This is a genomic window from Flavicella sediminum, assembly GCF_006381105.1.
GTDB classification, from domain to species: Bacteria; Bacteroidota; Bacteroidia; order Flavobacteriales; family Flavobacteriaceae; genus Flavicella; species Flavicella sediminum.
In genome coordinates this window covers 1-15,578 of the sequence record NZ_VDET01000037.1, presented here as the reverse complement: position 1 = coordinate 15,578, position 15,578 = coordinate 1, and the positions used below count along the sequence as shown (strand labels likewise).

14 protein-coding genes and 1 pseudogene are annotated in these 15,578 nt (G+C 34.1%); 8 read left to right on the top strand and 7 right to left on the bottom strand.

The genetic code is table 11. The features are described from left to right. The 6 genes from ftsY to FGM02_RS17070 all read right to left on the bottom strand — a co-directional run bounded on the left by ftsY (window position 1) and on the right by FGM02_RS17070 (window position 4,812). Window positions 1–954 (bottom strand): signal recognition particle-docking protein FtsY, encoded by a 954-nt coding sequence (gene ftsY / locus FGM02_RS17095; RefSeq protein ID WP_139959719.1) that lies wholly within the window; start codon window positions 952–954, stop codon window positions 1–3. 122 nt (window positions 955–1,076) lie between these two features. Next, window positions 1,077–1,229 (bottom strand): DUF4295 domain-containing protein, encoded by a 153-nt coding sequence (locus FGM02_RS17090; RefSeq protein ID WP_139959718.1) that lies wholly within the window; start codon window positions 1,227–1,229, stop codon window positions 1,077–1,079. Between the two features lie 8 nt (window positions 1,230–1,237). Then, window positions 1,238–1,420 carry a 50S ribosomal protein L33 gene (rpmG, locus tag FGM02_RS17085; RefSeq protein WP_139959717.1) on the bottom strand — a complete coding sequence of 61 codons (183 nt, stop codon included), beginning with the start codon at window positions 1,418–1,420 and terminating at the stop codon, window positions 1,238–1,240. Between the two features lie 29 nt (window positions 1,421–1,449). Continuing rightward, window positions 1,450–1,686, bottom strand: coding sequence for a 50S ribosomal protein L28 (gene rpmB, locus FGM02_RS17080; protein ID WP_139959716.1), 237 nt, complete (start codon window positions 1,684–1,686; stop codon window positions 1,450–1,452). A gap of 78 nt (window positions 1,687–1,764) precedes the next feature. After that, complete coding sequence (locus FGM02_RS17075) at window positions 1,765–3,012, bottom strand: competence/damage-inducible protein A (RefSeq protein WP_139959715.1); 1,248 nt, start codon at window positions 3,010–3,012, stop codon at window positions 1,765–1,767. A gap of 159 nt (window positions 3,013–3,171) precedes the next feature. Beyond that, window positions 3,172–4,812: an ABC-F family ATP-binding cassette domain-containing protein gene (locus tag FGM02_RS17070; protein ID WP_139959714.1), complete on the bottom strand. Its 1,641-nt coding sequence runs from the start codon at window positions 4,810–4,812 to the stop codon at window positions 3,172–3,174. Between the two features lie 104 nt (window positions 4,813–4,916). Between FGM02_RS17070 and FGM02_RS17065 the strand changes: the two genes are divergently transcribed. From FGM02_RS17065 to FGM02_RS17030, 8 genes and pseudogenes are all read left to right on the top strand, one after another. After that, window positions 4,917–5,735 carry an alpha/beta hydrolase gene (locus FGM02_RS17065; protein WP_139959713.1) on the top strand — a complete coding sequence of 273 codons (819 nt, stop codon included), beginning with the start codon at window positions 4,917–4,919 and terminating at the stop codon, window positions 5,733–5,735. Between the two features lie 2 nt (window positions 5,736–5,737). Beyond that, window positions 5,738–6,607, top strand: a complete 870-nt coding sequence (gene rlmF / locus FGM02_RS17060) for a 23S rRNA (adenine(1618)-N(6))-methyltransferase RlmF (protein WP_139959712.1) — start codon at window positions 5,738–5,740, stop codon at window positions 6,605–6,607. Window positions 6,608–6,628: 21 nt separating this feature from the next. Continuing rightward, window positions 6,629–7,495 (top strand): RluA family pseudouridine synthase, encoded by an 867-nt coding sequence (locus FGM02_RS17055; protein WP_139959711.1) that lies wholly within the window; start codon window positions 6,629–6,631, stop codon window positions 7,493–7,495. A gap of 198 nt (window positions 7,496–7,693) precedes the next feature. After that, a pseudogene (gene dnaX / locus FGM02_RS18230) lies at window positions 7,694–9,402 on the top strand (DNA polymerase III subunit gamma/tau). Window positions 9,403–9,462: 60 nt separating this feature from the next. Further along, on the top strand, window positions 9,463–10,305 hold the full coding sequence (locus FGM02_RS17045; protein ID WP_139959710.1) for a universal stress protein: 843 nt from the start codon (window positions 9,463–9,465) through the stop codon (window positions 10,303–10,305). Window positions 10,306–10,308: 3 nt separating this feature from the next. After that, complete coding sequence (locus FGM02_RS17040) at window positions 10,309–12,528, top strand: SulP family inorganic anion transporter (protein WP_139959709.1); 2,220 nt, start codon at window positions 10,309–10,311, stop codon at window positions 12,526–12,528. Between the two features lie 31 nt (window positions 12,529–12,559). Continuing rightward, a complete protein-coding gene (gene miaE / locus FGM02_RS17035) occupies window positions 12,560–13,141 on the top strand; it encodes a tRNA-(ms[2]io[6]A)-hydroxylase (protein WP_139959862.1) in 582 nt (193 codons plus the stop codon). A gap of 137 nt (window positions 13,142–13,278) precedes the next feature. Continuing rightward, complete coding sequence (locus FGM02_RS17030; RefSeq protein WP_139959708.1) at window positions 13,279–14,043, top strand: TIGR02757 family protein; 765 nt, start codon at window positions 13,279–13,281, stop codon at window positions 14,041–14,043. Window positions 14,044–14,182: 139 nt separating this feature from the next. Here FGM02_RS17030 and FGM02_RS17025 read toward each other — a convergent pair. Continuing rightward, window positions 14,183–15,578, bottom strand: a 1,396-nt coding sequence (locus tag FGM02_RS17025; protein WP_139959707.1) for a T9SS type A sorting domain-containing protein, incomplete at its 5' end; no start/stop codon positions are given.

Sequence of the window (15,578 nt, the reverse complement as noted above, 5' to 3'; positions counted from 1 at the left end):
TTATTTAAAGAAAGAATCTACAAATTCTACTTTGTTAAAAACTTGCAAGTCATCAATTCCCTCACCTACACCAATATATTTTACAGGAATTTGAAATTGATCAGAAATACCAATCACAACTCCTCCTTTTGCTGTTCCATCTAATTTAGTCACCGCTAATGAAGTCACCTCCGTTGCCAATGTAAACTGCTTAGCCTGCTCAAAAGCATTTTGCCCCGTAGAACCATCCAAAACTAATAATACATCATGAGGTGCGTCTGAAACAACTTTTTGCATCACTCGTTTAATTTTTGTCAGCTCATTCATCAAGTTCACTTTGTTATGCAAACGACCTGCGGTATCAATAATTACGACATCGGCATTTTGTGCAACTGCAGATTTTAACGTATCAAAAGCAACAGAAGCAGGATCTGAACCCATTTCCTGACGAACAATAGGTACATCCACTCTATCTGCCCATACTTGTAGTTGATCTATGGCAGCGGCTCTAAAAGTATCTGCAGCACCTAAAACTACACTCAAACCTTGTTTTTTAAATTGTGCAGCCAGCTTACCAATGGTTGTTGTTTTACCAACGCCATTAACACCCACTACCATTAATACATAAGGCTTTTTATTTTCTGGAATTGTAAATTCAGAATCATTCCCCAAATTGGTTTCCGAAAGCAATCCAGCAATTTCTTCTCTTAAAATTCCATTCAAAGCATCAGTTCCTACATATTTATCTTTGGAAACACGTGCCTCAATTCTATCAATTATTTTTAATGTGGTATCAACACCAACGTCTGAAGAAATCAAAACTTCTTCCAACTCATCTAATACATCATCATCTACCGTAGACTTCCCGGCAACGGCCTTGGTAAGTTTTGAGAAAAAACTAGTTTTTGTTTTCTCTAAACCTTTGTCTAAAGTTTCCTTTTTTTCTTTCGAAAATATTTTTTTAAAAAAGCTCATAATTTAACATTAGGGTGTTTACTTTTTTTAGCAATCAAGCCAAAAATAAGCATTTATACCAAATAAGAAAAGCTACTCTCAATAAAATGAAAGTAGCTTTTGCTATTATAAGTATAAGTAGATTACTTTTTGTTTAAAAAGTCATTTACTTTAGAAGGATCCATAATTGCTTCAACAAACATATAAGCTCCAGTTTTAGGAGACTTTACCATTTTGATAGCCTTAGACAATCTCTTTGAACCTGTCTGTAACGTTGCTACTGATTTCTTTGCCATGTCTTATCTTATTTAATTTCTTTATGAACTGTCATTTTCTTCAAGATAGGGTTGAATTTTTTCAATTCCATTCTATCTGGAGTATTCTTTTTATTCTTTGTTGTAATGTATCTAGAAGTACCTGCTTGACCAGTAGCTTTATGCTCTGTACATTCTAAAATTACCTGGATTCTGTTTCCTTTTTTTGCCATCTCTATATATTTTTATAAGAAAAGTGTTCTTATTTAATAAACCCTTTTGCTTTTGCTTCTTTAAGAACTGCTGCGATTCCTTTTTTGTTGATATTTTTTAAAGCTGAAGTAGAAACTTTCAACTTGATCCATTTATCTTCTTCTGGAATATAAAAACGCTTTGTAATTAAATTAGCGTCAAATTTTCTCTTTGTTCTATTCAATGCATGAGAAACATTGTTTCCTACCATTGCTTTTTTTCCTGTAAGTTCACAAACTCTTGACATCTTTAAAACTATTTTTTAGTATTATTTTCTTAACGAGGTGCAAATTAACGAATATTTCTAGTTACCTCCAAACTATTTTTAATAGTTTTTTAATATTTCTTTTCTCAACAGCTCCAAGGCTTTATTAGAACTTCTTAAAATTACTTTTTCTCTAGGTCTTCCAAAGTTGAATTCTTCGGAAAAAACGCCATCTGGCGTGGCAATAGCAATACATACTACACCTACTGTTTTATCAGTTTCATCGGCTGTAGGCCCTGCATTTCCTGTGGTTGCAATTGCATAGTCCGTTCCCATCTTCTTTTGAACGCCAATCGCCATCGCTTCAGCTACTTCCACACTTACCACCGAATATTTCTTTATGATTTCTTCAGAAACATTTAATTCTTTTATTTTTAGCCGTGCATGGTAAGCAACCAAACTTCCTATAAAAAATTGAGAGGCTCCAGAATTTTCTGTCAATAATTGTGAAATCATGCCTCCTGTACAACTTTCTGCTACCGACAAAGTCTGCCCTTTTTCCGTCAATAATTTTCCAATCATGGCTTGAATCGTTTCTCCTGTATCAAAACCAATAATTAAATCGCCAATAATTTCTTGTAAGGCTAGCACTTGTTTTCCTATTTCATCAAACAATTCTTGTTTGTTAAAACTTGTTCCTGACAACCTCAATTTTACCGTTCCTGGAGAAGGCAAATATGCCAAACTTATATGTTCTGGCAAGGCATCTTCCCATTCAGCTATTGTTTCCGCCAAAGAACTCTCCCCCATTCCATAGGTCATTATGGTTTTATGCTGAATAAAAGGAAGCGTAAATTTTTCTTGTAATTTTGGCAATACACTAGTCGTCATCAAACCTTTCATTTCAAAAGGCACACCCGGTAAACTAACATACACCGTATTATTTTCTTCTAACCACATACCCGGTGCAGTTCCTAAGGCATTGTGTAAAACCGTGCATTTTGAAGGCACCAAACCTTGATCTCTGTTCAATTCAGAAAAAGGAATTCCTCTACTTGAAAACATTTCTTTTATATGATCCACCACTGCTTCATTCAACACCAAAGTATCTTCAAAAAAAGTGGCAAAGGTGTGTTTGGTAATATCATCTTTTGTAGGGCCTAAACCTCCAGTTACAATTACTATATCTGCATTTTCACTAGCTTCTTTTAACGCTTTTAAAATATGCTGCTTATCGTCTTGTATGGATGTTATTTGATAAACATGAATCCCTATTTTATTCAATTCAACACCCATCCATTGCGAATTGGTATCTACAATTTGACCAATGAGTATTTCATCGCCAATAGTAATGATCTCTGCTTTCATACTAAAAATTATATAGGCTGTAAAAGTACAATCGTTTTTATGGATAATTCTCCTTTCTCTAAAAAAGTATTTTTTGTTTTCTTTTAAAGTGAAAACAAAAAAAAGGCGCATACAACACGCGTCTTTTTTATTTCAGACTATTCTTTCATATAAAGTGATTTATTTAGCCATTAAATCTATTTCTTTTAAATTTTCAATTCTGTTACGAATTAAAAAAGCGTCAATTGTTTCAAAATGTTCAATGACTCTTTTATTTTTAAATTCGAATACTTTTTCAGAAAGTCCTTGTAAAAAATCTCGATCGTGAGAAACCAAAATTAAAGTCCCTTCAAAAGCCAACAAGGCATCTTTCAATACTTGCTTCGATTTTAAATCTAAGTGATTGGTTGGCTCATCCAATATCAAAACGTTTACAGGCTCTAGTAATAATTTTACCATGGCCAAACGTGTTTTTTCTCCACCAGAAAGTACACTTACTTTTTTATCGATATCATCGCCGCTAAACATAAATCGACCTAAAATATTTTTTATTTGCGTTCGGATATCGCCTTCCGCAACTTCATCTACCGTTTGAAAGATAGTCAACTCCGGATCTAACAAAGCGGCTTGATTTTGGGCAAAATAACCGACTTTGGCATTGTGGCCTAATTCACACTTTCCTTCAAATTCTATTTCTCCCATAATCGCTTTGATCATGGTACTTTTTCCTTCACCGTTTCTTCCTACAAAAGAAACTTTTTCTCCTCTAGAAATTGACATATTGGCTTCTTTAAAAACCACCAAATCTCCATACGATTTTGTCAAGTCTTCTGCGCTTACAGGATAATCGCCCGACCTTGGTGCTGGTGGGAATTTTAATTTTAACGCTGCATTGTCTACCTCATCTACTTCAATGATTTGAAGTTTTTCCAACATCCGCTCTCGATCCTTAACTTGATTGGTTTTAGAAAATGTTCCTTTAAACTTATCGATAAACGCTTTGGTATCGGCTATAAATTTTTGCTGTTCTTGGTAGGCCTTAATTTGATGCGAACGTCTTTCTTCTCTTAATTGCAAATAATGAGAATAATTTGCTTTGTAATCGTAAATTCTACCCATGGTTACTTCAATGGTTCTATTGGTAACATTGTCTATAAAGGCTCTGTCATGCGAAATTACAACCACTGCTTTGGCTTTGTTCAATAAAAAATCTTCCAACCAAATAACCGACTCAATATCTACGTGATTGGTAGGCTCATCTAATAAGATTAAGTCTGGTTTTTGAAGCAATATTTTCACCAATTCAATTCGCATACGCCAACCTCCACTAAACTCAGAAGTTTGTCGCGTAAAATCTTCACGAGAAAAACCAAGTCCTCGCAAGGCTTTTTCAACCTCTGCGTCATAATTCACATCTTCCAAAGCGTAAAACTTCTCTCCCAAGTCAGAAACTTTTTCAATAATCTTCATATAAGCATCCGACTCATAATCTGTTCTTGTTTCCAATTCTTTATTTAAGGCATCCATTTCGTCTCGCATTTCAAAAACATGCGCAAAAGCTTTTGATGCTTCTTCAAAAACAGTACAACTATCATCTGTTAACAAATGCTGTGGCAAATAAGCTATAACGGCTTCTTTCGGACAACGAATATTTCCTCTTGTCGCTTTTTGCATGCCCGCAATAATTTTCATCATGGTAGACTTACCTGCTCCATTTTTACCCATTAAGGCAATCTTATCATTTTCGTTTATTACAAAGGAAACATCCTTGAACAAGGTTTCACCACTAAATTCTACCGCAATTGCATCTACAGAAATCATATCTATTATTTTGAAAAGCAAAACTAATAAAACGATAGACGTCTACAAAAAATTGTTTGCTTAAGTATTCGGCTTATCTTTGTCCAAAACATTCTAATTTTCTCATGAAACAGTTCCTTTTATTTTTATTGCTTCTTCTTTTTTCTTTTACCTCTAAGGCTGCCAAAACCGATAGTTTATTGGTGCATAGTAAAGTTATGACCAAAGAAATTCCAAATATTATTATCACACCTGATAGTTATAAAAATTCAACAGCTGATTACCCTGTACTTTATTTATTACACGGTGCCTTTGGAAACCATAAAGATTGGTCGCAAAAAACTTCAAATGTGCAACGTTTGGCGGATCAATACCATATTATAGTTGTTTGTCCTAATGGTGGTTTTAATAGTTGGTATTTTGACAGTCCCATAGATCCTAAAATGCAATATGAAACCTATATTTCTAAAGAACTTGTGCAAGCTGTAGATGCCAAATACAGAACCATAAAAAACAAATCAGGAAGAGCAATTGCTGGCTTAAGCATGGGTGGCCATGGTGCTTTTTACTTAGCTTTCAAACATCAAGATATTTGGGGAGCAGCAGGAAGCATGAGTGGTGGTGTAGATATTCGACCTTTCCCTAACAACTGGGATATTGCAAAACGATTAGGAAGCTATGCAGAAAACAAAGATAATTGGGAAAACAATACTGTCATTAATTTAGCTTATTTACTAAACCCGAAAAGCTTAAAACTAATATTTGAATGTGGTACTGGCGATTTCTTTTACGAGGCCAACGCGCGTTTGCATAAAAAATTATTAGAACGAAATATACCGCACGACTATACTGAACGACCTGGAAAACACGACTGGAAGTACTGGAACAATGCCATCAAATATCAATTCGTATTTTTCAACGATTTCTTTAAAGAAAAAAAATAAACATGACAGAAAACTCATTTCACCCAAATAATGTACATAAAGATGGTTACGATTTCAATCTTTTGCTAAAATCGAATCCAGATTTAAAATCCTTTATTATTAGCAGTCAGTTGAACGACCAAACCATCGATTTTTCGAACCCAAGAGCCGTTAAAGAATTGAATAAAAGTTTACTGATTCAACATTATAATATTACGAAATGGGGAATTCCGAAAGGTTTTTTATGTCCTGCCATTCCTAGTAGAGCCGATTATATTCATCATATAGCCGATTTATTTGAAAACAAAGAAGGTTTAAAAGGTTTGGATATTGGAACAGGTGCCAATTGCATTTATCCAATTTTAGGAACTCAAATTTACGGTTGGAGCTTTATAGCTTCTGACATCTCAGATAAATCTTTAAGTTCTGCCAAAACAAATTTAGACCACACTCCTTCTTTAAAAGAAAAAATCCAACTAAGACATCAAAAAAGTCCTAGAAACATATTTACAGGTCTTATACAAGAAGATGACAAATTTGATTTTAGTATTTGCAATCCGCCTTTCCACAGTTCTAAAGAGGCAGCAGATAAAGAAAATCTAAAAAAATATAAAAATTTAAACTTAGACAATCCTGAGCCTTTAAATTTTGGCGGACAAAGCAACGAGCTTTGGTGCGATGGAGGAGAATTATTATTCCTAAAAAACATGGTTCGAGAAAGTCAATATTTTAAAGAACAATGTACCTGGTTTACCAGCCTTGTTTCTAAAAAAGAAAATGTTAGGCCTTTAAAAGTAGCTTTGAAGAAATTAAAAGCAAAAAGCGTAAAAGTTATTCCAATGGCGCATGGAAAAAAAATTAGCCGAATTTTAGTTTGGAGTTTTCAGGAATAAAGTAATTTATCCAATTTATGCATGAGCAAATTTGTAAAAATAGCAAGTCACACCGTACCTCCATTAGAGAAAAAAACACGTTTACAAGATTACCCTTTAGGATTTTTTGAGAGCATTACAACCAAAAGTTCCTTAAAGAAAGTCTTGAAAAAAAAACTAGTGTACCTGAATAAAAAACAAGCTACAACCGCCGATTTTATTCAGGGTGGTGAACTTTTAGAACTCTATAAGGACGATCAATCTACAAAAACAACCATTGATTTAGACCTTACTGTTATTTACGAAGATGATTATTTAGCTTTTATAAACAAACCTGCTGGAATTACCGTTAGTGGAAACAAAAAATGGACCTTGGAAAATGCACTAAGAAGCAATTTAAAACCAAGCTTACAAAAGGATGCCTTATTACACCCTGAACCTATACACCGATTAGACCATCCTACCAGTGGGATTTTATTGATCGGAAAAACGACAGCTGCCGTTATTACTTTGAATCATTTATTTGAAAAAAAAGAAATTCAAAAAACCTACTTCGCAGTTACCATAAACAAGCAAGAAGGTAAAGGTATTATTGACACTCCTATCGATACTAAAATTTCATCAACAAAATTTGAAGTCAAAAAAAGCTTGGTATCCGAACGCTTTGACTTTTTAAATTTGGTAGAACTAAAGCCGGAAACTGGCAGAAAACACCAACTAAGAATACATTTAGCTTCTATAGGAAATCCAATTCTAGGAGATAAAGAATATGCCGTTTCAGAAAAAACCTTGTTTGGCAATGGTTTGTATTTACATGCATTTTCCTTAGAATTCACACACCCTTTTACAAAAGAAACTATTTTTCAGTCGGCAGATTTACCTAAGAAGTTTAATAGGTTGTTTTCTTAATTTTTTATATAAAAAAAATATAGTGACTTCGAAACTTCGACAGGCTCAGCCTCCGAATAATCAAACAAAATCCTCCCGAACCTTGAGCGGTCGAAAAGTGAATTCCTCCTTTAAAATCCCTTTCAATTTTACATCCATATTTTTGTTGTATTTCCTTTTTGTTATCCCTACATTTGTCTTTCAATTTTTCAAGCATCCATGGAACCATTTATCGTATCAGCTAGAAAGTACCGCCCTCAAATTTTTGAGGATGTTGTGGGGCAACAAGCCATTACAAATACTTTAGAGAATGCCATAAAAAACAATCACTTAGCGCAAGCTTTGCTATTTACAGGTCCTAGAGGTGTTGGAAAAACGAGTTGTGCACGTATTCTTGCAAAAAAAATAAATGATGAAGAAGGACTTCATGCTGATGAAGATTTTGCTTTTAATATTTTTGAATTGGATGCTGCTTCTAACAACTCTGTGGATGATATTCGGTCTCTTACAGAACAAGTGCGAATTCCTCCACAAACAGGAAAATACAAAGTGTATATCATTGATGAGGTACATATGTTATCACAAGCGGCCTTTAATGCTTTTTTAAAGACGCTAGAAGAACCACCAGCACATGCTATTTTTATTTTAGCAACTACGGAAAAACATAAAATTATTCCAACCATATTATCGCGTTGTCAAATTTTTGATTTTAAGAGAATTGGTGTTATTGATGCTAAAAATCATTTAAAGAAAATTGCTGAGCAAGAAGGAATCACTGCCAACGATGACGCCTTACACATTATTGCTCAAAAGGCAGATGGTGCCATGCGTGATGCTTTGTCTATTTTTGACCGAGTGATCAGTTTCTCTGGAAAAAATTTAACCCGTGAAGCTGTTACTGAAAATTTAAATGTTTTAGATTATGATGTTTATTTTAAAGTAACTGATTTGGTTCTTAAAAATAACATTCCTCAAGTATTAATTGAATTCAACCACGTTTTAAGCAAAGGATTTGAAGGACACCATTTTATCAACGGATTGGCCTCTCACTTTCGTGATTTATTAGTTTCCAAAGACGCGGAAACCATTCCTCTTTTAGAAGTTGGTGACAATGCTAAAAAACAATATTTAACGCAAGCGAGTGCAGCACCACTTCCGTTTTTATTACAAGCAATAGAAAAAGCAAATGAGTGTGACCTCAAGTATAAGACCAGTAAAAATCAGCGATTATTAGTTGAATTGACCCTTATGCAAATTGCATCTATCACCTTCGAGGCAGAAAAAAAAAAAGTAGCAACTACATAATTCCCACTTCATTTTTTAGAGGCGCCATTGTAAAAGAACAACTTGACGTTGTTGCAAAAAAAATATCAACCCCAGTAAAACCTGTTACTACAGTTGAACCCGTTGCACAAAAAACACCGGAACCTGAAGTAAAAAAAGTACATGCTCCTTTACGGACTTCTAGAAGACGAGCTTCAGCTTTGTCTTTAAAAAGTTTAACTCAAAAAGTAGAAGCTGTTGCTGTAATAGACGAATCAGAAATTGATAGAAATACCTTACCAAAAGATCCATTCGCAGAAAGCAGATTTCATGAACTTTGGAATGCCTATGCTGAACTTTTAATAAGACAAGGAGACAAAAGTTTGGCTTCTATTTTAAGAGCCTCTAAACCGGTTTTAGCAGGCTTAACTATAAAATACGCTTTGCCAAATAATTTAATGGCCGAGCAATTGGGAAGGTTAAAACCCAAACTTTTAAAATACATCAGAGAAAACTTAAATAACTTTAGTGTCGATTTGGATATTGAAGTTGTAGAAACTGAGGTGAAAAAGTTTGTTTACACCCCTCAAGAAAAATATGACAAACTCAAAGAATTAAACCCACATATAGAATTACTTAAAAATGTTTTCGGATTGGATTTATAACGCCTCCTTTTTCAAAACACAATTTTTAATATCTTGCTCACTTAACAAATTTGTAATCGCTTGCATCAATTCAATAAAATTTTAATCGGTATTGCTTTTTCACCAAACCTAAAGCAAAATATTTATGAAGGTATACGACTTTCAAATATGTTTAATGCACAATTGGTTTGTGTTCATGTAGGTGCTAGAACTCAAAAAAAAGAAGAAAAAATACAAGGTATTTTAAAGGAAGGTCCTACAACCAAAAATGAGGTAAAAGTATTATTTCAAACAGGTAGTCCAGTTGATGTTATTTTAGATGTTTGTCAAAAAGAAAATGTTGACTTACTTATTTTGGGAGCGCTTCAAAAAGAAAACATCTACAAATATTATATAGGATCTATTGCTAGAAAATTAACAAGAAATGCTCCTTGTTCGGTTTTGTTATTGATCAAACACTCTATTGTTCGTGTTCCCTGTAACCATATTGTTGTAAACGGATTGAAAGACCCCAAAACGGCAGAAACTATTGACACTTCTTTTTACGTAGCCCAAGCTATAGGTTGTAAAAGAATTACTATTGTAGAAGAAATTATGCAAAGCGAAATTGATGTCAAGATTAATGACGACACTTCTTTACGTAGAGCAACAATTGCCAAAGAACGAATTAGCAATAGAGAAGATATCCGTGTAAAAGATCTTTTAAATTGTATTGATGAAGATAAAAAAGAAGGGATTTCTATAAAAACACAAAGTATTTTTGGAAAAAGAGGTTATTCTATTGGCCATTATGCACGTGTTGTAAGAGCCGATTTGTTAATTATGAACGCTCCTAACAAAACAAATTTATTAGACCGTATTTTCCCGCATGATATTGAATACATTCTATCAGAACTTCCTACAGACGTATTAATTGTAAAATAATAGATGGTAAAAAAACAAACAGCAATAAAAACATTTATGGAAGACTTGCCTAAGAATATATTTTCTGGGTTTGTCGTTTCTTTAATAGCCTTGCCACTAGGTTTAGGTTTGGCCATTGCCTCTGAAGCGCCACCAATTGCAGGGATCATTTCTGCCGTGGTAAGTGGTGTTATGGTAGCCATACTTGGTGGTTCAAATGTAACCATTACAGGGCCAGGTAACGGATTGGTCGTTGTACTGCTTAGTGCCATTACCACTTTGGCCTTAGGAGATATTCATCAAGGTTTTTTATACACCCTTGCCGCCATTGTTATTTCTGGTGGGTTTATGCTTGTACTTGGTTTTTTAAGAATGGGAATCCTTAGCGATTTTTTTCCTTCCTCAGCCATTCAAGGAATGCTGGCAGCTATCGGAATTGGAATTTTTGCCAAGCAATTTCACGTCATGCTTGGCTATGCATCCATACAAGGAAACACGGTAGATTTACTGTTAAAAATTCCGGATACACTGCTCAACTTTTTTACCAATTCAAACAAATCAACCTTTACCGCTGGTGAAGTTGGTATTGTGAGTTTGCTGATCATGATTTATTATCCAAAAATAAGAAATCGTATTTTTCAACTAATTCCTGCGCCAATGTGGATTGTGGTTTTAACCGTGGGAATGAGTTATTACTTCAACTTTATTTCTCCGTACGACTACCCTATTGATAAAGCTTTATTAATTAGCATTCCAGAAAATGTGCTTTCAAATTTAGCCTTTCCAGATTTCCGTAAAATTTTTGATATGGATTTCGTCAATGTGGTTATTGCGATAACTTTAGTTTCCAGTATTGAATCTTTATTAAGCGTTAAAGCGGTAGACAAACTAGATCCGCTACGTCGAAGATCAAATATCAATCAAGATTTAAAAGCCCTAGGGTTTGCCACCATGATTAGTGGTTTTTTAGGTGGATTGAATGTGGTTACTGTAATTGCCAGAAGTTCTGTAAATGTAAACAACGGAGCCACCAACAGGTCTTCTAATTTTTTCCATGCTGGTTTTCTATTGATTTTTGTTTTATTGTTCCAAAACCAATTGCGGATGATTCCGCTTCCTGCATTGGCTGCTATTTTAGTATTTACAGGCTATAAACTTGCCGCTCCGAAAAATATTGCCAAAATTTTCAAAATTGGAAAAGAGCAATTATTGATCTTTTTAACCACTTTATTGGTGACTATTTTCACCAATTTAATTACCGGAATTATTTGCGGAATTGCCATCACTTTTGTCATTCATATCGTTTTAAAGAAAAGTATTTTCTTCTTTACAAGAAATGTATTAAAACCAAATGTTTTGATGTTTAAAGAAGCGGATGAAAAACAAAACTACTATGTAAGTGTCGTCAATTTTTGTAGCTTTTTAAATTATTCAAAATTAAAATCGAAACTAGATCAAATTCCCGAAAACCAAGATGTTATTGTCGATTTTTCTCGCTGTTCTTTTGTCGATCATACAGTCATGGAAAATTTAAATAACTATATTCAATCTTTCAATTCTAAGGGAGGCCATTTTGAAGTTATCGGTTTGGATTTACATGGTGCACATACCGGACATCCCTTTGCTCTTCGAAGAATTAGTGCCACAAAACGTATTGCTTCTAGAAATTTAACCAAAAGACAAAAATCACTAAAAGCAATTGCCAAAGATTTCCATTGGACCTACCGACCAATTCGTAAAAAGCCATTTGAATTTTTAAAAGAATTCAGTTATTTTGAAACAAAAAACATCGACAAAATAAAAAATGTTTTAAAAAACGACAAGTGCACCCTGTTCGATGTTATTTATACAGAAGGAGAATTTATTGCCAAGCAAGTCATTAGGAGCACCATGATCCATATTCAATTGGACAGTCCGCCCCCACAATTCACCTTAGATAGGGAAGGAATGTTTGAGTATATTTATCATTTAGCGGGTTATGATGATCTTGATATTGAAGGGCATCCCGACTTTTCAAAACGGTTTTTCTTATATGGAAATAATAAAAAAGAAATTGAAAAATTCTTTACCGATGAACTGGTTTTATTTTTTGAAAGCAACACCTATTACCACATAAAATCGGGTCCGAATGGCTTATTAATATTGCATAAAGAACGTTTGGCCAGTGTAAAAGAAATAAAAGCAATGGGAGATTTTGCTACCCGATTGTTAAAAATTATAGAGAAAAATAATTCTATTAAATAGAAACTAAAATACAAGTACTATGGATTCAGTAATGCTAGGATTGAAATTACCTACCGACCCAAGATGGGTAAATATTGCAGAAAAAAACATTGAAGAAATTTTAATTGACCATGCTTATTGCGAACAAAAAGCGGCCTCTACAGCTATTTCATTTATCCTAAGCTTTCCTGAACGTACCGAACTTGTTACCGCTATGGTGGCCATGGTGAAGGAAGAAATGAGCCATTTTAAAATGGTACATGACAAATTAATTGCAAGAGGTATTCCTTTAGGTCCTAACCGAAGTGATAAATATGTGGTAGAACTGATTAAATTTTTCCCTAAAGGCGGAAGTAAATTAAGCAATCTTATCCACCGTTTGTTATACTCTGCCCTAATTGAAGCCAGAAGCTGTGAGCGTTTTCGTTTACTTTCTGAAAATTTAGCAGATCCTGAATTGTCTAAATTTTACCACGACCTAATGGTTTCTGAAGCCAATCACTATATTTTATTTTTGACTTTTGCAAGAGATTTTGGTGTTCGTGAAGAAGTTGACAAACTTTGGGACGACTTGTTGGTGTACGAAGCAGAGATTATGAAAAAATTAGCCAATACGGAATCTATTCATGGGTAAATTGGTAATTGGTAATTGGTAATTGGTAAAATAAAAATTTAATTGGGCTTCGACAGGTTCAGCCGGAAAAACTTAAAAAGGATCCGTCTAAAACTTTTGCTGACTTATTCTTCTAATAGTGTTATACAACTTTATAAATGAACAAATCTGAATTAAAAGAATTTTTAGACGCCAAGGTTATTCAATACAATACCTTAGAGTTTATTGACTCAGACCCTGTTCAAATTCCGCATTTATATACGTGCAAAGAAGATATTGAAATTGCAGGTTTTTTGGCAGCAACTATTGCTTGGGGAAAAAGACCTATGATTATCAAAAACAGTCATAAAATGATGGAGTTCTTAGGTAACTCTCCTTATGATTTTGTGATGAGCCATACCGATACCGATTTGGACAATTTTGAACATTTTGTTCATCGGACCTTTAATTTAGAAGATTTTAAGTTTTTTATCCAATCTTTAAAAAACATCTATACCCAACACCAGGGCTTAGAAGCTGTATTCGCCAAACACAAATCAGACACATCTTTACAACCTGCCATTCACGAATTCAAAAAACTATTTTTTGAAATTCCCCACCAACAAAGAACCACAAAACATGTCTCCGATCCTTTAAAAGGTTCTGCAGCCAAAAGAATCAATATGTACTTGCGTTGGATGGTAAGACAAGACAATCTTGGTGTTGATTTTGGCTTATGGAAAAGTATTTCCCCAGCCCTACTTTCCTGTCCCTTAGACGTGCACTCTGGCAACGTAGCTCGAAAGTTAAAAATTTTAAAAAGAAAACAAAACGACGGAAAAGCGCTTTTAGAATTAGATACTACTTTAAGAAAATTAGACCCTAAGGATCCTGTAAAATATGATTTTGCCTTATTTGGCTTGGGTGTTTTTGAAGGATTTTAATAGCTACTTGTAAATAACTATTCTCGAAAAAAGAACTCAGACAGTTTGTGTATTTACGGTTTCTGTTTTATTGAGGTTTTACAATAAAAAAGGCTAAAGTGAGAACACTTTAGCCTTTTCAATTCATCTTAATTAATCTTTATTTTGTTTTGACAATTACAGAAGTATACACTCCGTTTTCAGTAATAATCTTCACTAAATAATTACCGCCTTTCAGTCGAGCAATCTTAAATTCAACTCCAGAACTTAAATCTGTAGCGTATTCATTAAAAAGCATTTTACCAGAAATTTCATAAATCTGAATTTCACCAGCAGTAGCGGTATTTAACCTTACAATTGCTTTATTATTTGTCGGATTGGGCACTATTGAAACAGTAGGCTTCATAGCTTCCTCTTCATCATGATGAGCTTTGCTCAGCATTGAAGAACTAGCATCAGTACCCACACATTGAGAATCGCAATTACCTAAGCTATCTCCATGATTATTTAGGTGACTAGCAACAGCATTTTTACTAATACTAATCACAAATTGTTTTCCATTCGGTCCGGCATGATGACAAACTAATACTTTTCCTTTAAACCTACCTTTACTATCAAAACTTCTTACATCCTTAACACAAACATCTAAGGAAGCCGTAGCTGAACAACCATTTGAATTTGTAACGGTTACCGTATAAGTAGTACTTTCAATTGGTCTAATTGTAGGATTTTCTATATTTTCTACAACTTCACCTGTAGACGATTTCCAATCATACACAAAACCAGTTCCTCCACTTACAACAGGACTTAAAGTTACTTCACTAGGACCATAACCTAAATAAATTGTATTTTCTGATTGCGTATTTACGGTTGTAAAACTAGAAATTTCAACTGTAGGAATCTCACCTATTACAATTACATTTGCCTCACTAGACACTGAATTTCCATTTGAATCCTCAACGGTAAAAACAACTGTATTATCTCCTATTGAACTACAATCAAAACTAGTTATATCAAGTGACAAACTAGATATTCCACAATTATCAAAACTATCATTATTGATATCTTCAGGTGTAATAGTCGCTATTCCGTCCTCTAAAACAACTGAAATATCATTCACCAATACCGTAGGTTCAATATTGTCTGAGATAGTCACAATGGCATCCTTTGTTTGAACATTTCCGTTTACGTCAACGACAGTTAATGTTACGGTATTAGTTCCTACATTTGCACAAGTAAATGAACTTGGAGTAACCGATAAGCCTTCAATTCCACAGCTGTCGGAAGAACCATTATCAATTTCACTAGCCAAAATTGAAACCTCTCCATTAACATCTAATTCCAAACTAAGATCCTGTGTTCGTACAACCGGCGCTATAACATCTTCTACACTTACCACTGCATCCGCCGAGGCTATATTTCCGTTAATATCTGTCACGGTTAAAGTAACTATATTTTCACCTACATTATCACAGTTAAATGTTGTAATATTTAAAGTAATACTAGCAATACCGCAAGCGTCTAAAGAACCATTGTCTACATCTGCAGAAGTAATT